The organism is Blautia sp. HCP3S3_C4 (genome assembly GCF_052064095.1).
Taxonomy (GTDB): Bacteria; Bacillota; Clostridia; order Lachnospirales; family Lachnospiraceae; genus Blautia_A.
This window is the reverse complement of sequence record NZ_JBQHWF010000009.1, coordinates 22,714-44,958: the sequence shown is the minus strand read 5'-3', so window position 1 is coordinate 44,958 and position 22,245 is coordinate 22,714. Positions and strand designations below refer to the sequence as shown.

The following is a 22,245-nucleotide window of genomic DNA, read 5'->3' as shown; positions in this document are numbered from 1 at the left end:
AGGGATGTAAGATATCTAATCCCTGATCTGATATTTATGAATTGCTGTGACAGCAGGATAAAACAGGATGAAAAGAGGTCAGGTGTGGAAGAATTAAAAAAAGAACCGGTGACAGTATTTCTGATCCTTGTTAATGTACTGGTTTTTCTGGTTGTAGAATTTACTGGTGGAACAGAAAACACCGGACATATGCTTCAGTGTGGGGCTGCGTATACACCTGCAGTGATTAATGGAGAATTCTACAGATTGTTTACCAGTATGTTTCTTCATTTTGGACCGAGACATCTGGGGAATAATATGCTGGTATTATTTGTACTGGGTGGGCGTATGGAGCGTACGGCCGGTGGGATTAAATATCTGTTGATCTATCTTCTGGGTGGAATCGGAGGGAATATCCTTAGTATGTTCCTGGAAATGGGTACCGGAGAGTTTGGTATTTCGGCAGGAGCTTCCGGCGCTGTTTTTGCAGTGATGGGAGCCATGGTCTATGTGGTGATCCGAGGCAGAGGAAGGCTAGAGGATCTTTCCCTCAGGCAGATCCTTATTATGACTGGATTCTCTCTTTACTTTGGATTTGCCAGTGAGGGAGTGGATAATGCGGCTCATGTGGGTGGTATGATCTGTGGCTTTCTCTTATGCATGCTTTTGTATCATCCGGGAAAAAATCTTCGGAATAGTGAGGATTTATTTTAGAAAAATCCTAAAGACAGAGCCCTGGCCTGGGGCGCTGTCTACGGTCAGACTTCCGTGATGTGCAGTGATGATTTCCTTTGTTACTGCCAGGCCGAGACCAGTGCCGGATGGCTTGTAGGTGACAAAGGGTGTAAAGATTTTCTGTATCTGTTCCCTGGTCATCCCGCATCCGTTATCTGCCACAGAGATACAGATACAATCATCAACTCTTGTCAGGCGGACAGTAATTCTGCCCCTTGGTGCTGCTATGGCTTCGCAGGCATTCCGGAAGAGATTCAGCAGAGCCTGACGCATTTTTATACGATCAATCAGTACAGGGGAGGAGATGGGCTCCAGATGAGTTTCCAGAGTGATACCCAGATAATCCAGTGTATGTTTTTCACAGGCGATGATTGTACTGAGGAATTCTGTGATATTTACCGGGGTAAGGGAGACCGTTCCTGAATGACTGAAATCTGACAGCTCATTTAATAGCTCTTTTATGTAATCCAGATTGTCCATGAGATCATCCCATTGTTCAAACCGGCATACTTCCGGATGGGAAGAGGCCATGAGCTGAAGTTCACTGCTTATGAGGGCTATGGGATTACGGATTTCATGTCCAAGCCTGGAAAGTGTGAACTGAAAATTCTGCTTTAATTTTGCTGACTCTTGTATAGTTTCTGTCTGCATATATGATCACCTCAGAAAAAAGTGTATCATTGCAGACCAAAGCTTCGCAATCTGTTTCGCAGTGGAAAATTCGTACAAAATCGACACAGAAAAATAGAAAGAAGGAATTAAAAATGGATAATTGTATTTTCTGTAAAATCGCCGGTGGAGAAATTCCGGCAGCAACTCTTTATGAGGATGAGAATTTCAGAGTGATTCTGGATCTGGGCCCTGCAAGCAAGGGACATGCACTGATCCTGCCAAAGGCTCATGCCGCAAATATTTATGAGATTTCAGACGAACTGGCAGCAAAAGCAATGATCCTGGCAAAAAAAATGGCACGTGTCATAACTGGTGCATTACATTGTGATGGCTTTAATATTGTGCAGAATAATGGAGAATGTGCAGGACAGACAGTGTTCCATTTTCATATGCATCTGATTCCGAGATATAATGGAGATTCTGTAGGAATTACATGGACACCGGGAACTCTTACTGATGAGGCAAAAGAGGAAATTCTGGAGAAGGTAAAGGCACAGTTCAGCTGATATGGATGACGCGGAATTTTGGGAATTTTATGCCAGATACCGTGGTATTGCATTGCGTGCGGCGAAGACGATCTTGAAAAACGAAGCTGAGGCAGAGGATGTCTGTCAGGATATATTTGAAACCTTATACCACATGGAGCAAGATAAAGTTAACAGGCAAACCATGGGTGCGATGATCAGGGAAATGTCTGTAAACAGAGCTAAAGATTATTGTAAAAAAGGATACAGGCAGCATGAGTATGCCAGTTCTGAGCTGCTGGAAAATAACGAAGCGATATCAGGCTGTGATAATGTGGAAGAGAGCATAGAGGCTTTAAGTACAAAAGACGGTTTACATTTTATTTTCCGGAAGCTTCGAAAGAAAAATAAACGAAATTATGAAATATATGTAAGGGTGAAAATCTATCATATTCCATCACGCATCGTCGCAGAGCAGTTTCACACTACTGAAAATAATGTGAATAATATTGTTCTGCGAACGAAGCGATGGCTGTTAAAAGAATATCAGAAGTTATAGTATTGCTGTGAACTGCAGTCTTATGATAATTCCTGGATCAGATTAGTGATTTTTTCAATAGAATCAATGGTGTTGCTGCCGGACATTGCGTCAATATAAGACTGGCGGTTATGGTAAAGCTCTCTGATTGCGTTGAGAAGAGATTTGTCTGTAATTTCTTCTTCTTCCAGAACCATGCTGAAGCCCTGACGCTGGAAGGAACGGGCATTGAGAATCTGGTCTCCGCGGCTTGCCTTTGCAGAGAGCGGGATCAGAAGATTAGGTTTATTCAGGGCTTTGATTTCACAGATGGCATTGGCACCGGCACGGGAGATGACAACATCGGCCAGAGCAAACAGATCAGCCAGTTCCTGCCTGATATATTCATATTGTACATAACCTTCTGTATTGACAAGACTTTCGTCCAGTTTGCCCTTGCCGCACAAATGGATTACCTGGAAATCCTTCAAAAGTTCAGGAAGGATAAGACGGATGTTCTGGTTAACGGATGCTGCACCCAGACTGCCGCCGATAACCATCAGAACTGGTTTATCGGAACTGAAACCGCAGAATTTTCGTCCGGCCTCTTTGTCGCCGTTTAACAGTTCTGCGCGGATAGGAGTACCTGTGAGGACTGCCTTGTCAGCAGGGAGGCTTTGCACGGTTTCAGGGAAGTTACAGCATACTTTTGCGGCAGAAGGAATACATATTTTATTTGCCAGTCCGGGTGTCATGTCTGATTCGTGGATAATGGCCGGAATATGGCATTTGCGGGCTGCAATTACAACCGGTACGGTTACGAATCCTCCCTTGGAAAAAACCACATCCGGTTTTAACTGTTTTAATAATTTTTTGGCCTCACCAAATCCTTTTATAACGCGGAAAGGATCAGTAAAATTTTTAACATCAAAGTAACGTCTTAATTTGCCGGAAGAGATTCCGTAATATGGAATGTGCATGTCTTCAATCAGCTTTTTCTCGATACCTTCATAGGAACCGATATAGGAAATTTCATATCCCAGTTCTTTCAGTCGTGGAATGAGTGCAATATTTGGAGTAACATGTCCGGCAGTGCCACCGCCGGTGAGTACGATATGTTTCATAAAAAGCCTCCTGATAATTTCTGAATACAATAGTCAGCCTGAAGGCAGGCTGTATCTCTCTTACTAATATGAACCTATGGGGAGAAAATGTCAAGAAAAAGCACAGAAGGGATAAGGGAGTATAAAATGAGAAAAAAAATAAGTGATGAAGAAGCAGACAAACTGTTGGAAGAGCAATATATCCGGGAAGCGAAAGAGATGGAAGCAGGATTATTACGGTCTGCTGGTATAGACCCTGAGGAGGAATCAGAACCGGAAGCTGAGGAGAAAATCAAGGCCGGATATGATCACCTGATGGCAAGCCTGAAGAGAAAAGGTCAGTACAGAGAAAGATATTCTGAAGATGCGATCATAAATTTTGAAGATTGGAACAGGAAAATGGAAGCCCTGCGTTTGGAGACAGAAAAACGAAAAAGAACCCATTTGCTGGTAAAAAGAGGTGGGGTTCTGGCAGCAGGGTTTATGATGGCTTTTCTTACAGGAATGACTTTACTGGCAAATATAAAAAATTTTTTTACGATTGTGTGATATTTAGGTGGTTTGATTCGTATAATATATGTAGTGGCATTTTACAGTGGTAAAGTTCCGGCTTGTTTTTATGAAAAACTTTGTTTTATGCGGAAACGTCACTTAGAGAAAACGTTTGCAGGCAGAATGAAATCAATGGCCGGATATCTGCAAAAATCTATTACCGTTCTGTCCCAAAGTGTCTGCTGCGTGAGAATTTATTAAAATACCAGCAATGTTTTATAAAAATCCGCGGCAGACATAGAAAATCGGGAACTGATATTTTCAGTTCCCATTTTTTATGTTGAAAATATTCAGAAAAAATCTGTTAATCATTTTTGTTGTAGTGTATAATATATCAATAAAGAAGAAAAGTCCGAAAGGAGGGTTTTTATGAAGATTACTTTTATTGGTGCAACCCATGAAGTAACAGGCTCCTGCTATTATCTGGAGGCTGCGGGGCGGAAATTTCTGGTAGATTGTGGAATGGAACAGGGAGAGGATTATTATGAAAATGTTCCTGTTCCCGTAGCACCTGGAGAACTGGATTTTGTTCTTCTTACTCATGCGCATATGGATCATTCGGGAAATTTGCCGGCCCTTTATGCAAAAGGGTTTCAGGGACCTGTATATGCTACGGAAGCTACCAGCCATCTGTGTGATATTATGCTTCGTGACAGTGCCCATATTCAGATGTTTGAGGCAGAGTGGAGAAACCGAAAGGGAAAAAGACAGGGGAAACCGGAATATATACCTGCGTATACCATGGAAGATGCAATGGGAGTGATCCGGAATTTTGTAGGACGTCCCTACAACAAGGCTTTCAGTCCGGCAGAGGGAATTTCTGTACGTTTTATTGATGCAGGACATTTACTGGGTTCTGCCAGTATTGAGCTGACAGTGACAGAGAATGGAAAGGAAGAAAAAATAGTTTTTTCCGGAGATATCGGAAATATAAACCAGCCGTTGATTAAGGATCCGGAGTATCTGGATATGGCAGATTACGTAGTTATGGAGTCTACTTATGGAGACAGAAGCCACGGAGAGAAACCGGACTATGTAGGGCTTCTTGCGAAAGTGATCCAGGAAACCTTTGACAGAGGTGGAAATCTGGTGATTCCTTCTTTTGCAGTGGGGCGAACACAGGAAATGCTGTATTTTATCCGTCAGATCAAGGCTGAAGGAAGGATACATGGTCACGATGGTTTTGAGGTATATGTGGACAGTCCTCTGGCAAATGAAGCCACAACCATTTTCTCAGAGCATAAGTATGATTGTTTTGATGAAGAGGCAATGGAGCTGATCAATAAAGGAATTAATCCTATCAGCTTCCCGGGATTGAAAATTTCTGTGACAAGTGATGATTCCCGAGCAATCAATTTTGATGATGAACCTAAGGTGATCATTTCAGCCAGCGGCATGTGTGATGCCGGCCGCATTAAGCATCATTTGAAACATAATCTGTGGAATGAAAAATGTACAGTGATGTTTGTTGGGTATCAGGCCATAGGAACACTGGGAAGAGCCCTGCTTGAAGGAGCAAAGGATGTAAAGCTTTTTGGAGAGTCTATCCATGTGGCGGCACGCATCTGTAATATGCCGGGAATCAGCGGACATGCGGATGTGAATGGCCTGATGGAATGGGCAAAGGCATTTAAGGAAAAACCAAAGAAGGTATTTGTTACTCATGGAAATGATGAAGTGACAGAAATTTTTGCAAAACGTCTGCATGAAGAATTGGGTTATGATACGATGGCACCTTTTAGCGGAACCATCTATGACCTGACAGAGAATACCTGTGTTTATGAGGCCACAGGTGTGAAGATAGAAAAGGTTTCTGCTTCCCCGAAAGCATCCAAGGCTGCCCGTGCCTTTGAAAAGCTTCTTTCTCTTGGCTATCGGCTCCTGGCTGTTATTAAGAAAAATGAGGGAATTCCCAATAAGGACCTGGAACGTTTTTCCAGAGATATCCAGTCGTTGTGTGACAAATGGGACAGATGAAAAGCAGGCAGGAAAGAGAGAATTCTCCGACCTGCCTGTGTTTTATTCCTTGAGTTACTGGTTTAAAGCTTGTTTTAATGCCTGGGAAAGCTGATCCGGGCAGGAAGTGTTTTTAAAACCGCATTGGATTCCTTCCAGACGGTTGATTACTTCGTTGGCATCCATGCCCTCTACTAAAGCGGCAATTCCTTTGGTATTACCGTTACATCCACCTTCGAACTGAACGTTGTGAACCTTATGATCTTCATCTACATCAAAATAAATTGCCTGTGAACAGACACCCTTAGTTTTGTATGTCATGATTTTTCCTCCTGTGAAAAATAGTGCTTTCTGCTGTCCTTTATCTGCCTGGCAGAAAAAGTTATATTTATAACCTTGAATATTATAGCAGAATATAAAAAAAGTTTCCATATAAATTAAACTTTTGTTATAATAGGAAATGCAATGTGTAAACAGGTACTTTATATTTGTTTGTCCTGAACCGGACAGGCGTAAAAATAAAAAAGAAGAGGTGTTTTGATTATGAAATGTATCGGTATTATAGGCGCAATGGAGCAGGAAGTATCAAGAATCAAGGAAATGATGAAAGAGGTAAAAATTACAACAAAGGCATCCATGGATTTTTATGAGGGAATTCTGGAAGGAAAGAAAGTTGTAGTTGTACGCTCTGGAATTGGTAAAGTGAATGCTGGAATGTGTACACAGATTCTGGCAGATATTTATGGAGCAGAAGCTGTGATCAATACAGGAATTGCAGGAAGTCTGAATAATGATGTTAATATTGGAGATATTGTACTTTCCACAGATGTGCTGCATCATGATATGGATGCAGTGGGATTTGGCTATAAAAAAGGCCAGATTCCGCAGATGAAGGAATTTTCCTTCCCTGCAGATGAGAAACTGCGCAAGCTGGCAATGGAGGTGTGCAGGGAAGTAAATCCTGAGATCAATGTATTTGAAGGGAGAATATGCTCAGGAGACCAGTTTATCTCTGATAAAGGAGTAAAGGATGCCATTGTTTCTGAATTTGGCGGATTTGCAGTGGAAATGGAGGGTGCTGCTATTGGACAGGCCGCTTATCTCAATGGAATTCCCTTCCTGGTAGTCCGTGCTATTTCTGACAAGGCAGATGGAAGCGCTCATATGGACTATGCAGAATTTGAAATGGCAGCCATTGAGCACAGTGTAAAGCTTACAGTCAGAATGATTCAGGAACTGTAACAGGCACTTTACGGAAAATATTACATATACTGAAATAGATCATCAGAAGAAATGCAGGATCTTGATATGTATTATGATGAATATTTTCCGTTTTATGCTGCATATGCCAATCCAATGTTGTATCAGGGGGAAAGAATGCAGGAAGAGGAATTTGAACTGATGAAATCCTATTATCCCCGGATTGTACAGGAAATTCAGGAAAGGGTGGAGGAAGAATGCCACCTGTTGGATTATGAGGGAAGCAGGATATATGATGAATATCCGGATAAGTATATGTTTTATCATCTGTGCAGCAAGATTAAAGAGAGTATGAAACCGGAGATAAAAGCCCAGGCAGAGCAGAGCTGTTTTCTGGATGAACTGGTACATGTGCTTTTGGGGCAGGAAATCTGCAGGAGACGCTGCAGGAGAAAACGCTGCAGAGGAACCTTTTATCACTGGTGAGGACATTGCATTGTATGCATGTTCTGTCAGACAGTAACTTAAAGATTTATTGATATAGATAAAGAAATGATGAAGAATTTAAGAGAATATTTAGAAGAACAAATTAATGAAGATCTGATACAGGCTGTTTTAAGTGGAAGTCGGAGTGCTTCAGGTCCCTCTAGGGTGAAAATCCGACCGGTAAAGCTGAAAAATCAAATCTGTTATCAGGCTTCTGCTACTGAGGGTACGAAGATTTTTCATAAAAATTATACTCAAGGGCAGCTGATCGAATATCTGGAAAAAGAGATCACAGATCATTTTGGACAGTTTCAGGCCAGGGGAAGACGGTTGGATGGAACGGTTCTGGTGAGTAAAAAGGGGAAAATGACTGTAAAAACAAAAAAACATCCGGTAAGTGAACCTGTGCAGATTCAGGCTCATAACCGGGTGAAGCAGTACATCCTGAAGGAGGGTGTTCCGGTGCCCTTTCTGGAAGATCTGGGTGTAATGAATGAGAAAGGCAAGATTATTACTTCAAAATATGACAAATTCCGACAGATTAACTGGTTTCTGGAGTTTATTGAGGATATATTGCCCCAGCTTGCCAGGGACAGAGAAATTACAATTCTGGATTTTGGCTGCGGAAAAAGCTACCTGACCTTTGCCATGTATTATTATCTCCGGCAAATAAAGGGGTATGACGTAAATATCATTGGTCTGGATCTGAAAACAGATGTGATTGAAAAATGTAATAAGCTGGCAGAAAAATATGGATATGAGAAGCTGCATTTTTACCAGGGGGATATTGCTGAATATGAGGGCGTATCTTCTGTAGATATGGTGGTAACTCTTCATGCCTGTGACACGGCTACAGATTATGCACTGGCTAAGGCAGTACAGTGGGGAGCAGGAGTGATCCTCTCTGTGCCGTGCTGCCAGCATGAGGTGAACAGACAGATAAAAAATGAAATGCTGGAACCGGTTTTGCGGTACGGTATTTTGAAAGAGAGAATATCAGCGCTGATTACAGACGGGGTACGTGCCAATCTCCTGGAGAGCAGAGGTTATGAAACACAGCTTCTGGAGTTTATAGATATGGAGCATACGCCTAAAAACCTGCTGATCAGAGCTGTGAAAACCCAAAAGTCTGCAGGGAATCAAAAAGTTTCTGCAAAGAACAAAACAGAGAGAATGATGAAAGAACTGGAGATTCATCCAACTCTGGACAGGCTCTTGGAAATAATTGAGGAAGGGGAGATGATATGAAACAGGTGATTGCCAGAATATTGATCCTGTTCTGTATTTTTCTCGCCGGAGTGTCGGGAACAGCTCTGCTGCTGAATGGAACGGCTACAGATGATCGTTCGGACTTTAATGAGGCTGCTTTTCCTGAAGTTATGGTAGATCTGGATGGTACGCTGGCAAACAGGATGTATGGATATGCCCAGCCTATGCAGGCGGATTTTACCAGAGACAGTGTAACACCACTGGATACTTCTAAGAAGCTGACTTTTGTGGTAAATCCATATGGGGCAGAGGTTCAGAGCTTTTCTTATGAAATTCGTACATCGGATGGAAGCAAGGTTCTGGAGAATAAAAAGATCAAAGCGCTGGAGTCGGATGGTCAGAACCTTCGGGCTTCCGTAGAAATCGGAAGTGACCTGAGAATGAACCAGGAGTATTCTATGCAGATTACTCTGGTGACAGGCGGACGCGAAATATATTATTATACCAGAATAGTGGCAAGAGCTCAGGTGCATGCAGGAGAATATGTAGCTTTTGTAAAGTATTTCTACGAGACCAGTATGGATAAAAATGCGGCAGATGATCTGGCCAGCTATCTGGAACCGGATACAACAGGTGTAGCTACCAATTATTCCAATATCAGTATTAATTCTACGTTGGGAGAGGTGAGCTGGGGAACCCTGAAGCCGCAGATATATAAAGAAGGAATCCCTGTTATCAAGGATATTAATGAGATCACTGCAAGTATTTCCATAGATTATCAGTTTACTTCTCAGAATGAAAATGAGATTACAGAAGTATATGATGTAGAGGAATTTTACAGAATGAGATACATGGATTCCAGAATCCGGCTGTTGGATTTTCAGAGGTCAGCGAATCAGATATTTGATCCGGAAACAGCGGTGTTCTCAGAAGATGGTGTGATTCTGGGAGTGCGAAATAAGGATGTAGAGTATTTGTCAAATGACAGTGGTACAGTAGTTGCTTTTACACAGCAGGGAGACCTGTGGTCCTATGCTCCGGGTAGCAGTAAAGTAAATCGGGTATTCAGTTTCCGGAAGTTGGAGGATGGGGATTTCAGAGATTCCAGAAATCAACACAATATCAAGATTGTGAGAGTCAGTGATGAGGGGGATATAGATTTTGTTCTTTATGGATATATGAACCGGGGAGTTCATGAAGGCTATGAAGGTCTGGTCGTATATCATTTTAACAGTGATAAGAATGTGGTGGAGGAAAAGGCATTTATTCCTATATCCGAATCCTATGAGTTTTTGAAAAGAGATCTGGGAAAATTATCATATGTAAATGAGCAAAATGAGCTTTTCCTTCTTTTTGCCCAGAATCTGTATAAGGTGGATATAGAAGGTAATTCCTACGAGATTCTGGAAGAAGGCATTAAATATGATAATTTTGTAGCTTCTGATAATAATGATCATGCTGCATGGCTGGTCACAGAGGGAGATTCAAAAGGCTGTATCCGGGAAATTGATTTTGATACGAAAAAGACCCGTACGATTACCTGCGAGGAAGGACAGAGACTTAGGACAGCAGGGTTTATCAATGAAGATCTGGTTTATGGAATTCTGCAGAAGTCCGATATTCTTACGGATTCCAACGGACATAGATCAGAGGGAATTCAAACTCTGCGTATTGAGGATTTTGATGGAAATGTGAAGAAGGAATATTATAGGGATGGTCTGTATATTACCAATATTTCTGTGGGAAATACATTGATAGAATTTGAGCTTTCAGCAAAATCCGGGGATACCTATACTGTGCAGAAAAAAGATACGATTATGAATAACGGAAAGGCAGCAGCCAATAATGTTAAGATTGAGCTCATTTCTGCATCACGCACAGGGGTGCGGGTAAAGCTGGTGCTCAGTGAAACTGCTCAGACAGAAAATCCTCTTGCATTCTATGCAAAGATCAGTAATACAAAAGAAGAGTTTATCAGTCTGGATAAGCAGATCCCTCAGGAATCAACTTACTATGTATATGCCAGAGGCGGGCTTGACAGTACCTGGACAGATCCGGCAAAAGCTGTACAGAGAGCTGATGAACAGGGAGGGGTTGTTCTGAACCGTGCTCAGCAGTATGTATGGGAGAGAGGTAACAAAAAAACAAAGATACAGCTGGATACCATGGAAATCCCTGATATAGTACTGGAGGGGACTCTGGATAAAAAAATACTGAAAAAGAAATTGAGAAAGACTGGTACAGTGATCGATCTTTCAGGGTGCAGTCTTGACAGTGTGTTGTATGAGGTAAGTGCCCAGAGGCCTGTGATTGCCAAGACAGGAGATAACACCAGTGTGGTGATTGTAGGATATGATGAGTACAATACGTATCTGTATGATCCTGTAAAAAAGGAGACGTATCCGTATGGTATGAATGATAGTACAGATCTGTTCCAGAAAGCGGGAAATATATTTATCACATATATTGAAGCGGTGCAGGCAGTGCAGGAATAAAGAAAAAGAATGAAATGTAAAAGATAAAGGAGAAAAAGGATATGTTATATGAAAATATTAAGAAGCTGGTTCAGTATGGAATAGAGACAGGGCTGACACCTGCATGTGAAAAAAATTATGCCACAAATCTTCTGCTGGATGTATTTAAGGAAGACGAATATACAGAGCCGGAGGAAGAATATGGTAATATTGATCTGGAGGAAGTGCTGAAAGCACTTCTGGATGAAGCGGTGAAGAGAGGACTGATTGAGGACAGTGTGGTTTATCGTGATCTGTTTGATACCAGACTGATGAACTGTCTGATGCCGCGTCCGGGACAGGTTCAGAAGGAATTCTGGGATAAATATTCCAGGAATCCTGTAGAAGCTACGGATTATTTTTACAAGCTTAGCCAGGACAGTGATTATATCCGGCGTTATCGGGTAAAAAAAGACCAGAAATGGACAGTGGACAGCGAGTATGGAAAAATTGATATTACAATTAACCTTTCCAAACCGGAAAAGGATCCAAAAGCCATTGCAGCAGCAAAACTGGTGAAATCAAGCAGTTATCCAAAATGTCTTCTTTGCCCTGAAAATGAAGGGTATGCAGGTAGAGTAAACCATCCGGCAAGGGAAAACCACAGAATTATTCCCATTACTGTAAATGACAGTCCATGGGGATTCCAATATTCTCCTTATGTATATTATAATGAGCACTGTATCGTATTTAACTGCAGTCATGTTCCTATGAAGATAGAGAGAAATACCTTTATCAAATTATTTGATTTTGTAAAATTGTTTCCTCATTATTTTCTGGGTTCCAATGCGGATCTGCCAATTGTAGGAGGCTCCATTCTCAGTCATGATCATTTCCAGGGAGGACATTATACCTTTGCAATGGCAAAGGCACCTATTGAGAAAACAGTTACCATTCCGGGATATGAGGATGTGGAGGCTGGAATTGTAAAATGGCCTCTTTCCGTACTGAGAATTCGTCATAAGGATGAGAAACGTCTGGTGGATCTGGCTACACATGTTCTGGAAGTGTGGAGAGGATATACAGATGAGGCTGCATTTATTTTTGCAGAGACAGAGGGAGAACCGCATAATACCATTACACCTATCGCACGTAAGGTAGGTGATACCTTTGAACTGGATCTGACACTGAGAAATAATATTACCACAGAAGAGCATCCTCTGGGAGTATATCATCCTCATGCTCAGTATCATCATATTAAAAAGGAAAACATTGGTCTTATTGAGGTAATGGGTCTGGCAGTACTTCCTGCAAGACTGAAGGAGGAACTGGAGCTTCTGGGAGAATATATTCTGGAAGGAAAGGATGTTTCTTCTAATGAAAAGATAGAAAAGCATGCAGACTGGGTGGCAGAATTTCTGCCAAAATATGAATATCTGGATAAAGAAAATATCCAGGATGTGCTTCGCAAAGAAGTGGGAAATGTTTTTGTTCATGTTCTTGAGGATGCAGGAGTTTATAAATGCACGCCAGAGGGCAGAACAGCGTTTATGAAATTTATTGACAGACTCTAAGCATTGTTGCAGGATGTCCTGTGGCGTGCCTGAGGGTTTTGTAAAATGGAGGTAATAAAAGTATGGACAGACGAAAACACAAAGGAGGAAAACGGCTGGCCTGCCTTTTTCTGGCAGCGGCAGTGATAACAGCAGGAATTCCGGTACAGGCAGTGGAGTTTGAGGCTCCCTGCGCAGATGCAGGGCTGTTTAGCTCTGGCGAGGATGATGCTTACACAGGATATGTGGGGGAAAACAGTGATAGGGGTGAGACTGCAGTGCAGGCCACACCTATACCTGTTTCAACAGTGATTCCTGAGGTATCACCTTCACCGGCCCCTGAGGTGTCGCCTTCTGTAACTCCGGAAGTATCTCCGACAGTAACCCCTGAGGTGTCTCCGAGCATAACGCCAATAGTGACGCCAACTCCAACAGTGATGCCGACACCAACAGTGACACCAACACCTACTCCGGTACCCTTTGATCCTGCGAAAGAAGTGCAGATTCGTTTTATGGATGGTGATGGCATTGAGTGCGAAAATCTCAGGACAGTGGTAAAGTGGGATGACTCTGTACTGCTTCCCCATGTGCCGGATTCTGCAGCACCTGATAAGTGGAAGCTGGAGCAAAATGAGATGCTTGCTGATGGCATCACCTTTAATGGCGGTGAAAAGCTGACTTTAAAAAAGACAGAAAGCTGGCCAAAGTTTCTCAAAGATGGTGTGCTGACTTTTTATATGCCCAGGAAGTGTAAAGTGGTTCTTTATAACAATTCCGGAACAGCGTCCTTTTCCAAACTGACATTGACAGCCTATGAGACCAATTCCGTGATGTTGCCGGATCCAGGAGGCACAAAGTATGTGAATTATGGCTGGACAGATGAACAGGGAGGCACAGAGGTAAAATATGAACTGAATTCTCAATATACAGTAAATAAGGATCAGTTCCTGTATATTATCCGCCGCACGGCTTTGCAGGTGACTTTCCGTTCACAAAGCGGAGCAAGTAATAACACATTTGCAAGGTTGAATCAGACCATTGGAAAAGGGCTGACGATACAGCTTCCCAAGGTGCCGGCCAGAAAGGGATATCAGGCTCTGGGCTGGGCTCTCAGCAAAAATGCATCTAAAGCGGCTTATGCGCAAGGTAAAGTGATTACTGTAAAGAAGAATCTTAACTTTTATGCAGTTTATAAAAAGATGCCATATAAAGTAACCTTTAATAATAACAGTGGGACCAGTACCAGCAAAACCTATACTTCCCTGGATCTGTATGCAGCAAAAAACCAGAAAATCACTCTTCCGGAGGTTCCTAAGGCAAAGGGATATATCAATCTGGGCTGGACTACCACAAAGGGAGGGAAAAATCCGGTATATGCAGCAGGCAGTCAGGTAAAGGTTACAAAAAATACTACTTATTATGCAGTACGCAGAAAGAGTAAATATTATACCGTACAGTTCTTCCTGGGAAATGGGAAAACAAATGCCTCTTACCAGAAGCTGAATATGAAGGTTGAAGAGGGAACCACCATCACTTTCCCATTGGTGCCGGCCAGAACCGGATATGTGAATAAAGGCTGGTCCACAAAGAAGAATGCAGATAAAGCTACCAGCAGAACCACTTATACGGTGAAGAAGAATCTTAAATTGTATGCTGTTCAGAAAAAGGCAGTGAAGATTGCCTTTTATACAAACAGCGGAGTGGTATCCTCCACGGTAACTCTTGGAAAGGGAGATACTTATACTCTGCCTGGTGTGAAGGATGCAGCCGGGTATACATTTATGGGATGGTCACCCAGGCAGGGACAGAACACAAGTCCTGAATATGAGGCAGAGCAGGAGATTGTAGTGGATGATAATATGAATCTGTATGCTGTGGTATTCAGGAATTCTTCAGAGAAAAACCTGCCGGCGGAGGAACTGCCTCAGGTAAATCCCTATCAGTACAAGCAGGTGGTATTTGTGGGAGATTCCCGGACGGAATTTATGAGTAATGTGCTGAAGAACATGCCGGCGAATGTGACTGAGAATGTGAAATTTGTGTGCAAGAGAGGTGAAGGATACGAGTGGCTGATCAGCACCGGTTATCAGGAACTGTATCGTCTGGTAGAGCATGATACCAATAGTATTTTACAGAAAAAAACAGCTGTGATCTTTAATTTCGGTGTAAATGATCTGAAAAAATACAAGAAATATGCGTCATATTATAATCTCATTGAGCCAATCCTTACGAGTAAGGGATGTGAGCTGTATTTTATGTCAGTTAACCCTATAAACAGAAAAATGCTTTCTAATGCAGACAGGGCGGACAGAAGTGAAGCTGAACTCAGAAGGATGAATGATTATCTTAGAGAAAATCTGTCTTCAGCCTATACCTATATTGATATGTACAGCTATCTGAAGAGTACAGGATATAGTTTTTCAAGTGATCATTATGGTGCTGGGACGATAGATGACGGACTTCATTATACAGCGGCTACTTATAAGAGAATTTATGCCAGATGTCTGGATTCTCTGAAAAGACGATAAATGATTATGGAAAATATCAGATTACTCCTTGCGTGAAATCAGGGAATAGTCTATACTAAAAGGCGAGACGGCTGTGGGAATTAACAGCGTTTCGTCTTTTTAGCAATATTCGTTTGATAATGGGAGAAAGAGGAAATATTGAGATGAAATTAACAACAGTAAAAGAAATTTATAAAAACAGAGAACAGTATCTGGATAAAGAGGTTACCGTAGGCGGCTGGGTCAGAAGCGTACGTGATTCCAAGACATTTGGATTTATTGTGCTTCATGACGGTACTTTTTTTGAGACCCTTCAGGTTGTTTATCACGATACTATGGAGAATTTTTCAGAAATCTGTAAACTGAATGTAGGTGCTGCCATCATTGTAAAGGGTACTCTTGTAGCTACACCACAGGCTAAGCAGCCCTTTGAGATCCAGGCGTCAGAGGTTGTTGTAGAGGGAACCTCAGCACCTGATTATCCGCTGCAGAAGAAACGTCATAGTCTGGAATATCTGAGAACGATTACACATCTTCGTTCACGTACCAATACTTTCCAGGCAGTATTTCGCGTTCGTTCTCTCTGTGCCTATGCAATTCATAAATTCTTCCAGGAACAGGGCTTTGTATATGTGCATACTCCTCTGATTACAGGAAGTGACTGCGAGGGAGCGGGAGAAATGTTCCAGGTTACTACACTGGATATGAATAATGTGCCAAAGGATGATAAAGGAGCAATTGATTATACTCAGGATTTCTTTGGAAAAGAGACCAATCTGACAGTAAGCGGACAGTTAAACTGCGAAACTTTTGCTCAGGCATTCCGCAATGTTTATACCTTTGGTCCTACTTTCCGTGCTGAGAATTCCAATACTACCCGCCATGCAGCAGAGTTCTGGATGATAGAGCCGGAATGTGCTTTTGCTGATCTGAATGACAATATGGATCTGGCAGAGGCTATGTTGAAATATGTGATCCGTTATGTTCTGGAGAATGCCCCGGAGGAAATGAATTTCTTTAATTCCTTCGTAGATAAGGGACTTCTGGACAGATTAAATCATGTGGTAAATTCTGAGTTTGGTCATGTTACCTACACAGAGGCAGTAGAGATTTTGGAGAAGAATAACGATAAATTTGATTATAAGGTATTCTGGGGTTGTGACCTGCAGACTGAGCATGAGAGATATCTTACAGAGGAAATTTTCAAAAAACCAGTATTTGTCACAGACTATCCGAAGGAAATCAAGGCCTTCTATATGAAAATGAATGAGGATAATAAAACAGTTGCAGCTATGGACTGTCTGGTACCGGGAATTGGAGAGATCATCGGAGGAAGCCAGAGAGAGGATGATCTGGAGAAGCTTGAAAAGCGTATGGATGAACTGGGTCTGAAAAAGGAAGATTATGATTTCTATCTGGATCTCCGTAAATATGGTACTACCCGTCATGCAGGTTTTGGACTGGGATTTGAGCGCTGCGTAATGTACCTTACCGGCATGGGAAATATTCGTGACGTAATCCCATTCCCAAGAACTGTTAAGAATTGCGACCTGTAAGTATAGGCTGATTGTTTTATTCGTTTGATTTAGAAAGAGAGATTGGCATGAGATTTATCCATCTTGCAGATGTACATTTAGGTGCAGTCCCTGACAGAGGCTGTTCCTGGAGCAGCAGGCGAGAGGAAGAAATCTGGGAAACTTTCCGCCGGGTTATTGCGGGCATCCGCGAGAATCCGGTGGATTTGTTATTTATAGCAGGAGATTTGTTCCATCGTCAGCCGCTGCTGCGTGAGTTAAAAGAAGTAAATAATTTGTTTTCTTCTATACCGGATACCCGGGTTTATCTGATGGCGGGAAACCATGATTATCTGAAAGAAAACTGTTTTTACAGAGGATTTCAGTGGTCGTCCAACGTGTTTTTTTTTGAAAAAGAAGAGCTAACCTGTGTGAAGGATGAGAAATTGGATGTCTATATTTATGGGCTCAGCTATGAACACCAGGAAATAGAGGAACCCCTTTATGATTCTGCCAGTCCACGGGCAGAGGAAGGAATCCATATTCTGCTGGCTCATGGGGGAGATGCAAAGCATATTCCTGTAAATATGGGGGCAGTATCCGGTGCAGGCTTTGATTATATTGCATTGGGGCATCTCCATGAGCCTCAGATCTTGATTCCGGACAAAGCTGCTTATGCAGGGGCACTGGAACCTGTGGACAGGGAAGATATGGGACCCCATGGCTATATGGAGGGAGAACTGGAGAATGGAAGCCTGAAAACCAGGTTTGTTCCCTTTGCCTGCCGCTCTTATGAGCAGATCACGCTGATGCTGCGTGAGGACTCTACACAGGCATCTGCGGAAAATATGCTGAAGGCAGATTTGTCTCAAAAGGGCAGAATGAATATTTATAAAATTTTTATCAGAGGAAACCGGACTCCCGGTTTTTGGCTTCTGCCGGAAAAGCTGAAAACCTTTGGAATTATTTCAGAAGTTGTAGATGAGTCCAGACCATCTTATGACCTGGAGATGATGGAAAAGCAATATAGCGGGACTCTGATCGGAGATTATATCAGATATTTTCCTGAAAATAACAGAACAGAAACAGAGGAGAAAGCCTTATATTATGGAATTCAGGCATTGATGGAGACTGGCAGGTTTTCCGGGATGAAGGGAGAGCCTGAAAAGGAAGCCGGATATTCGCTGGATCTGGAGCGTTCCATGCAGATGTTGAAAATGTCCAGAAAGGGATTTTTGGTTCAGCAGGAGAGAAGGTGCAGGGATGAGGAAGGGGAGCTGCAAAAGCTTTTGACAAATGTGGAGCATGTCCAGAGAGAGATGAATACTCTGAAGGGTAATCTGGATCAGATTGAGGAAAAAGAGAATTCTCTTCATATGCGGCCTGGAGATGAGACAGGAGTGGCTATTCTGGACAGAAAGACGGAAAGGGCCAGGAAAAAGAGAGATTTTTATACTGCAGGGATGATCCTGTCTGCTGTTCTGGGAATTATTCTGCTTGTGGCAGCTACTGTGTTTACGGACAGTGCTGTTCTTGAATTGGGCATTCTTGTGATTGCGGCTTTAGGCGTATGTGTCTTTGGAACCGGAAGGATGAAAGGGGCCAGAGAACTGCAGAAGAGAGGACGCATGAAGGCAAAATGGCTGTCCAGACAGCAGGAGCTGAAAAAGAACAGGGAAGAACTGCAGCGGGAGTATTGTGAAAGGGAAGTTTCCCTTGGAAATCTGCAGGAGGAATATAGAGAGTATGAGGACAGAATTTGTCTGACTGCGAGGGAAGAAATAGATATTAAGGCATTGAATCTGGCTATGGGAGTTATTAAAAAGTATTCGGAGGGACGCTAAAAGCGGCGGTTCCTCTGGGGCTCATGGTTTTGAGAGCTAATAACTTTAAGGTTTGGAAAATCGGCTAGCTGCATAAAAAAATCCGCAAAATCCGCCCATATGGGCGAGTTTTACGGATTTTTTTGGCTGTGTTTTGGCAGAGGCTTTATTGGGGACGCAGATTGCTTCGCTTCTGCTGGAAGGGAACACGCTATACTAACTCATTTAGTATAGCGAGACATGTAGTTGGTTACGCAGCGGTTGATTCGGTCCACAGGGTTAAGGAGCTGGCTGATGGACTGGTCGTGGTTGAGGGTGTCGATGATCAGGGCAATGTATTTGCTCATGTCGCAGGTGATATAGTAGTCTTTGGCAAGAAGCTCAGGGGACTGGTAAATCAGGTTAGTGGTGAGCAGCTTGTCGAAGACGCCATCTTTGTGGGCTTTGTCGAATTTTTCCAGGCCATCGGTGAAGAGACCGAAGGTGGAACAGATATAGATTCGACCTGCACCTCTTTCTTTGAGGAGAGAGGAAATTTTAAGTACTGTATCTCCGGAGGAAATCATATCATCGATGAGAATCATGTCTTTGCCTTTAAGGTTTGGTCCAAGGAATTCGTAGGCTGCGATTGGATGGCGGCCATTCACTCGTTTGGAATAATCAAGACGTTTGTAGTACATTCCCATATCTACCCCCAGGATATTGGCCAGATAGATAGCACGGTTCATGCTTCCTTCGTCAGGGCTGATGATCATGAAGTGGTCATTGTCAATGTGAAGGCCATCTTCATGGTTTAAGAGAGCTTTGATAAACTGGTAGGAAGGCTGGATGGTTTCAAATCCGTGCATAGGGGTTGCGTTCTGGACACGGGCATCGTGGGCATCAAATGTGATGATGTTTTCTACACCCATGCTTACCAGCTCCTGAAGTGCAGTTGCACAGTCCAGGGATTCTCGGCCGTTGCGGATGTTCTGGCGGCTTTCATACAGGTATGGCATGATTACATTTATTCGGCGGGCCTTTCCGCTGACTGCGCCGATCACACGTTTTAAGTCCTGGAAATGGTCATCCGGAGACATAAGATTGGTAAATGGTCCGATATTGTAAGTGATGCTGTAATTGCATACGTCTACCATGATATAGATATCATCGCCGCGGACGGATTCCAGGATAGTACATTTGGCCTCTCCGGAACCGAAACGTGCTGTCTGAACAGGGAGGAGATAAGAATCTCTCTGATAACCCTCGAAAGCAAAGGAGCCCAGTTCATCGTGGGAACGTTCCTTACGCCACTGAATCAGCCAGTCATTGACTTTTTCTCCCAGATCTTTACAGCTGATCAGTGGGATCAGACCCAGTCTTCCCACCGGAAGTGTAGTTAAATCCTTTGTATTTGTCTGTGACATGATTTTATTTTCCTCCTAAGAATATTTTCTGTATCCGAATATCTTTGGCTTCCAGCTTTACCATACGATAATTGCTGGCTATCCGGGAAAAGGTTCTCTCGGAATAGGTGTCCGAGAAATTTTCAAGTTTTAGATTTGTAGAAATAATTGTTGATTTTCTGCGCATGATTCGTTCGTTTATGCACAAAAACAACTGAGAAGATACGAAACTGTTAGTCAGTTCGGTTCCCAGATCATCGATGATCAGCAGATCACTGTCAAGTATAAATTCTGCACCCTCGTTTTTTTCCCTGGAGAATTTGGAATCTGCAAGGAGATCAAAAAGATCAAAGGCAGAGAAGTACATGACACAGTGGGCTGTATCCAGTAATTCCTGTGCGATGCAGTGGGAGAGAAAGGTTTTGCCCACGCCGGTATCTCCGTAGAGAAAAAGATTTTCGAAACAAGTGTCAAATGTCCTTACGAAATTTCTGGCGGTATCGAAAGCCTTTTTGGCGGTTTCTCTTTCAGTCAGTCCCGTAGCTTCGTTTCTCATTGTATCAGAATAGTAGTCAAAAGAAAAGTGCTCAAAGTTTTCTTTTTTGAGAATTTCTTTTAAATTGGACTGTGTGTAGAGTAATTCTATCTCAGCCTTCTTGAAGCAGATACATTTTTTATCTCCTACATAACCCGTATCCTGACACAGGGGGCAGGTGTAGGGAAGCTCCAGATAATCTTCAGGATAAGAATTGCATACAAGTAAGGCAGTCCGCTCCTGAGACAGGAGAGAGATTGCTGCTTTCAGGTCCTCGGTACCGGAGGCCTGTCCGCTTAGCAAGGCTCTGGCCTTTTGTGTACTTAAAGTAGCCACTTCTTCATCGATTTCTCTGATTCGGGGGATTTTGGCATAGATTTCCTGTTTATGTTCTTCCAGAAGACGACGGTTCCTGGATTGGGCCTTGCTGTATTCCCTCATAATCTTATCGTACTGATAGTTCTGTAAAGGCATGAACTGCCTCCTTTTCTGTATATCTTTAGGTGATATGGTTCTTTACTGGTTCAGTAATTTCTTTTCATATTCGTTGAAGTCGTATTTTCGCTGATGAAAATTATTGAATCGGTTCTGACTGGCAGGTTTAGCAGATGAGTCTCTTTTGTTAGATGCTTTTTCTGCTTTTTCCAGTTTACGCTGCTGACGCTGGGCATCCAGCTGGCGGATATCGGAAAGATTTTTGACACTTTTATCCTTCCAGCCAGAGAGGATCTTGTCTGCATAGGGGAAGCTGGGCTGACCGGTTGCCAGAACCGTACGGCTGCAGGCTTCCTGGACAATGTCAAGTGTGAAGCCATAATCCTTCAGCCAGGTGTCCATGAGAGAAATTTCATTTTCTACAGGATTTCGGCCGCTGATCCCCATAGCTTTCAGGATGATGTAATATTCCCGGTTATACTGGGAATTTGTTTCTTTAGCCATGGTAACAGTGGAGATTCCTTCTTTGGCCCATGCAAGCGCCACAGTTTCTATGTATCGAATACTCTTATGTCCTCTGCTGACACTGTATTCAATCAGATATTCTATGAGATCCGGGGAAAAATGAAGCTCATCATAGAAGAACATGATCTTTTTAACTTCAGTGGGAGTCAGAGTTTTGCCCAGGTATTGTTCTGTAATATAGAGTAACTGAACAATCTCATCGTTCTGTTTCAATTCTTTCACACGGTCAGGGGTCAGAGAGGAAACAGAAGCCGGTGCAGAATCAGGGGTGGGTTCAGGTGCAGGCAGGATGGAATTTTTATTCTGCTTTTTTGGTTCGGTCAGGGTAATACAGGAAATTTCGCCGCTGTCCTGACAATTTAAAATCAGGAGTTTTTCTTTTTCCCAGTATTTCAGGGCGCGGAGGATATCTCTCTCTGTACAGAAAAAATGATCTGCCATCTGTTCCAGGCTGAACGGAGTGGTTCCGTCAGACAGCAGACGGAGAAGATGGATGTATACTTTTACAAATTCCCCGTTGGCTCTGGGCATATAGTTGTCTATAAAATCATTGGTTAGGACTGTGACTTCCCGGGGGGAAGCAGTCTGTAATGTGATGGATGTCATGAATCTGCTCGCTTTCCTGTTTTATGGTCATATTGA

Annotated in this window: 19 protein-coding genes; 13 read left to right on the top strand and 6 right to left on the bottom strand. The window is 42.7% G+C overall.

The window, feature by feature from the left end; genetic code table 11:
* Window positions 1–36 precede the first annotated feature (36 nt).
* Complete coding sequence (locus tag ACTNC6_RS09570) at window positions 37–693, top strand: rhomboid family intramembrane serine protease (protein ID WP_441043951.1); 657 nt, start codon at window positions 37–39, stop codon at window positions 691–693.
* Here the strand turns inward: ACTNC6_RS09570 and ACTNC6_RS09565 are convergent.
* The gene (locus ACTNC6_RS09565; protein ID WP_441035879.1) at window positions 685–1,365 is read right to left on the bottom strand and encodes a sensor histidine kinase; all 681 of its coding nucleotides are present in this window, start codon (window positions 1,363–1,365) and stop codon (window positions 685–687) included. The two genes, ACTNC6_RS09570 and ACTNC6_RS09565, sit on opposite strands and share 9 nt — an antisense overlap.
* Before the next feature lie 113 nt (window positions 1,366–1,478).
* On the opposite strand from ACTNC6_RS09565, the gene ACTNC6_RS09560 reads away from it, so the two are divergent.
* Complete coding sequence (locus ACTNC6_RS09560; RefSeq protein ID WP_441043950.1) at window positions 1,479–1,892, top strand: HIT family protein; 414 nt, start codon at window positions 1,479–1,481, stop codon at window positions 1,890–1,892.
* Window position 1,893: 1 nt separating this feature from the next.
* Window positions 1,894–2,409 carry an RNA polymerase sigma factor gene (locus tag ACTNC6_RS09555; RefSeq protein WP_441035882.1) on the top strand — a complete coding sequence of 172 codons (516 nt, stop codon included), beginning with the start codon at window positions 1,894–1,896 and terminating at the stop codon, window positions 2,407–2,409.
* A gap of 20 nt (window positions 2,410–2,429) precedes the next feature.
* Here the strand turns inward: ACTNC6_RS09555 and ACTNC6_RS09550 are convergent, their stop codons facing one another.
* On the bottom strand, window positions 2,430–3,491 hold the full coding sequence (locus ACTNC6_RS09550) for an undecaprenyldiphospho-muramoylpentapeptide beta-N-acetylglucosaminyltransferase (protein ID WP_441043949.1): 1,062 nt from the start codon (window positions 3,489–3,491) through the stop codon (window positions 2,430–2,432).
* Between the two features lie 126 nt (window positions 3,492–3,617).
* Between ACTNC6_RS09550 and ACTNC6_RS09545 the strand changes: the two genes are divergently transcribed.
* Together ACTNC6_RS09545 and ACTNC6_RS09540 are read left to right on the top strand one after the other, a co-directional pair.
* Entirely contained in the window at window positions 3,618–4,019 is a 402-nt protein-coding gene (locus ACTNC6_RS09545; RefSeq protein ID WP_019160540.1) for a hypothetical protein, read from the top strand.
* Window positions 4,020–4,391: 372 nt separating this feature from the next.
* A complete protein-coding gene (locus tag ACTNC6_RS09540; RefSeq protein WP_441036731.1) occupies window positions 4,392–5,999 on the top strand; it encodes an MBL fold metallo-hydrolase RNA specificity domain-containing protein in 1,608 nt (535 codons plus the stop codon).
* A 54-nt stretch (window positions 6,000–6,053) separates the two neighbouring features.
* Here the strand turns inward: ACTNC6_RS09540 and ACTNC6_RS09535 are convergent, their stop codons facing one another.
* A complete protein-coding gene (locus tag ACTNC6_RS09535) occupies window positions 6,054–6,299 on the bottom strand; it encodes a TIGR03905 family TSCPD domain-containing protein (RefSeq protein ID WP_173742638.1) in 246 nt (81 codons plus the stop codon).
* 222 nt (window positions 6,300–6,521) lie between these two features.
* On the opposite strand from ACTNC6_RS09535, the gene ACTNC6_RS09530 reads away from it, so the two are divergent.
* From ACTNC6_RS09530 to ACTNC6_RS09495, 8 genes are all read left to right on the top strand, one after another.
* Window positions 6,522–7,220, top strand: a complete 699-nt coding sequence (locus ACTNC6_RS09530; protein WP_173742637.1) for a 5'-methylthioadenosine/adenosylhomocysteine nucleosidase — start codon at window positions 6,522–6,524, stop codon at window positions 7,218–7,220.
* A gap of 66 nt (window positions 7,221–7,286) precedes the next feature.
* The gene (locus ACTNC6_RS09525) at window positions 7,287–7,664 is read left to right on the top strand and encodes a hypothetical protein (RefSeq protein ID WP_441043948.1); all 378 of its coding nucleotides are present in this window, start codon (window positions 7,287–7,289) and stop codon (window positions 7,662–7,664) included.
* 69 nt (window positions 7,665–7,733) lie between these two features.
* Complete coding sequence (locus ACTNC6_RS09520) at window positions 7,734–8,912, top strand: class I SAM-dependent methyltransferase (RefSeq protein ID WP_441043994.1); 1,179 nt, start codon at window positions 7,734–7,736, stop codon at window positions 8,910–8,912.
* Window positions 8,909–11,368 (top strand): hypothetical protein, encoded by a 2,460-nt coding sequence (locus ACTNC6_RS09515; protein ID WP_441043947.1) that lies wholly within the window; start codon window positions 8,909–8,911, stop codon window positions 11,366–11,368. Before ACTNC6_RS09520 ends, ACTNC6_RS09515 begins: the two co-directional genes overlap by 4 nt.
* 41 nt (window positions 11,369–11,409) lie before the next feature.
* On the top strand, window positions 11,410–12,900 hold the full coding sequence (gene galT, locus ACTNC6_RS09510) for a UDP-glucose--hexose-1-phosphate uridylyltransferase (RefSeq protein WP_173742634.1): 1,491 nt from the start codon (window positions 11,410–11,412) through the stop codon (window positions 12,898–12,900).
* A 62-nt stretch (window positions 12,901–12,962) separates the two neighbouring features.
* Window positions 12,963–15,407, top strand: a complete 2,445-nt coding sequence (locus ACTNC6_RS09505) for an InlB B-repeat-containing protein (protein ID WP_441043946.1) — start codon at window positions 12,963–12,965, stop codon at window positions 15,405–15,407.
* 143 nt (window positions 15,408–15,550) lie between these two features.
* Window positions 15,551–16,942, top strand: coding sequence for an asparagine--tRNA ligase (gene asnS / locus ACTNC6_RS09500; RefSeq protein WP_441036728.1), 1,392 nt, complete (start codon window positions 15,551–15,553; stop codon window positions 16,940–16,942).
* A 47-nt stretch (window positions 16,943–16,989) separates the two neighbouring features.
* Window positions 16,990–18,744 carry a metallophosphoesterase family protein gene (locus tag ACTNC6_RS09495; RefSeq protein WP_441036727.1) on the top strand — a complete coding sequence of 585 codons (1,755 nt, stop codon included), beginning with the start codon at window positions 16,990–16,992 and terminating at the stop codon, window positions 18,742–18,744.
* Between the two features lie 200 nt (window positions 18,745–18,944).
* On the opposite strand, the gene ACTNC6_RS09490 is transcribed toward ACTNC6_RS09495, so the two are convergent.
* Genes ACTNC6_RS09490 through ACTNC6_RS09480 form a run of 3 tightly spaced genes read right to left on the bottom strand, consistent with a single transcriptional unit; the run spans window position 18,945 to window position 22,209 of the window.
* The gene (locus ACTNC6_RS09490; protein ID WP_441036726.1) at window positions 18,945–20,129 is read right to left on the bottom strand and encodes a ribose-phosphate pyrophosphokinase; all 1,185 of its coding nucleotides are present in this window, start codon (window positions 20,127–20,129) and stop codon (window positions 18,945–18,947) included.
* Window positions 20,130–20,133: 4 nt separating this feature from the next.
* On the bottom strand, window positions 20,134–21,117 hold the full coding sequence (locus ACTNC6_RS09485; protein ID WP_441036725.1) for an ATP-binding protein: 984 nt from the start codon (window positions 21,115–21,117) through the stop codon (window positions 20,134–20,136).
* Between the two features lie 42 nt (window positions 21,118–21,159).
* Window positions 21,160–22,209, bottom strand: a complete 1,050-nt coding sequence (locus ACTNC6_RS09480) for a DnaD domain protein (RefSeq protein ID WP_173742628.1) — start codon at window positions 22,207–22,209, stop codon at window positions 21,160–21,162.
* Window positions 22,210–22,245 lie beyond the last annotated feature (36 nt).

What these genes read in the sequence shown, in the direction of transcription:
- ACTNC6_RS09490 (WP_441036726.1), bottom strand. Translation starts at nt 20,129, where the DNA reads ATGTCACAGACAAATACAAAGGATTTAACTACACTTCCGGTGGGAAGA.
- ACTNC6_RS09525 (WP_441043948.1), top strand. Translation starts at nt 7,287, where the DNA reads ATGTATTATGATGAATATTTTCCGTTTTATGCTGCATATGCCAATCCA.
- ACTNC6_RS09540 (WP_441036731.1), top strand. Translation starts at nt 4,392, where the DNA reads ATGAAGATTACTTTTATTGGTGCAACCCATGAAGTAACAGGCTCCTGC.
- galT (WP_173742634.1), top strand. Translation starts at nt 11,410, where the DNA reads ATGTTATATGAAAATATTAAGAAGCTGGTTCAGTATGGAATAGAGACA.
- ACTNC6_RS09520 (WP_441043994.1), top strand. Translation starts at nt 7,734, where the DNA reads ATGAAGAATTTAAGAGAATATTTAGAAGAACAAATTAATGAAGATCTG.
- ACTNC6_RS09495 (WP_441036727.1), top strand. Translation starts at nt 16,990, where the DNA reads ATGAGATTTATCCATCTTGCAGATGTACATTTAGGTGCAGTCCCTGAC.
- asnS (WP_441036728.1), top strand. Translation starts at nt 15,551, where the DNA reads ATGAAATTAACAACAGTAAAAGAAATTTATAAAAACAGAGAACAGTAT.
- ACTNC6_RS09485 (WP_441036725.1), bottom strand. Translation starts at nt 21,117, where the DNA reads ATGCCTTTACAGAACTATCAGTACGATAAGATTATGAGGGAATACAGC.
- ACTNC6_RS09505 (WP_441043946.1), top strand. Translation starts at nt 12,963, where the DNA reads ATGGACAGACGAAAACACAAAGGAGGAAAACGGCTGGCCTGCCTTTTT.
- ACTNC6_RS09555 (WP_441035882.1), top strand. Translation starts at nt 1,894, where the DNA reads ATGGATGACGCGGAATTTTGGGAATTTTATGCCAGATACCGTGGTATT.
- ACTNC6_RS09560 (WP_441043950.1), top strand. Translation starts at nt 1,479, where the DNA reads ATGGATAATTGTATTTTCTGTAAAATCGCCGGTGGAGAAATTCCGGCA.
- ACTNC6_RS09480 (WP_173742628.1), bottom strand. Translation starts at nt 22,209, where the DNA reads ATGACATCCATCACATTACAGACTGCTTCCCCCCGGGAAGTCACAGTC.
- ACTNC6_RS09535 (WP_173742638.1), bottom strand. Translation starts at nt 6,299, where the DNA reads ATGACATACAAAACTAAGGGTGTCTGTTCACAGGCAATTTATTTTGAT.
- ACTNC6_RS09530 (WP_173742637.1), top strand. Translation starts at nt 6,522, where the DNA reads ATGAAATGTATCGGTATTATAGGCGCAATGGAGCAGGAAGTATCAAGA.
- ACTNC6_RS09570 (WP_441043951.1), top strand. Translation starts at nt 37, where the DNA reads ATGAATTGCTGTGACAGCAGGATAAAACAGGATGAAAAGAGGTCAGGT.
- ACTNC6_RS09545 (WP_019160540.1), top strand. Translation starts at nt 3,618, where the DNA reads ATGAGAAAAAAAATAAGTGATGAAGAAGCAGACAAACTGTTGGAAGAG.
- ACTNC6_RS09515 (WP_441043947.1), top strand. Translation starts at nt 8,909, where the DNA reads ATGAAACAGGTGATTGCCAGAATATTGATCCTGTTCTGTATTTTTCTC.
- ACTNC6_RS09565 (WP_441035879.1), bottom strand. Translation starts at nt 1,365, where the DNA reads ATGCAGACAGAAACTATACAAGAGTCAGCAAAATTAAAGCAGAATTTT.
- ACTNC6_RS09550 (WP_441043949.1), bottom strand. Translation starts at nt 3,491, where the DNA reads ATGAAACATATCGTACTCACCGGCGGTGGCACTGCCGGACATGTTACT.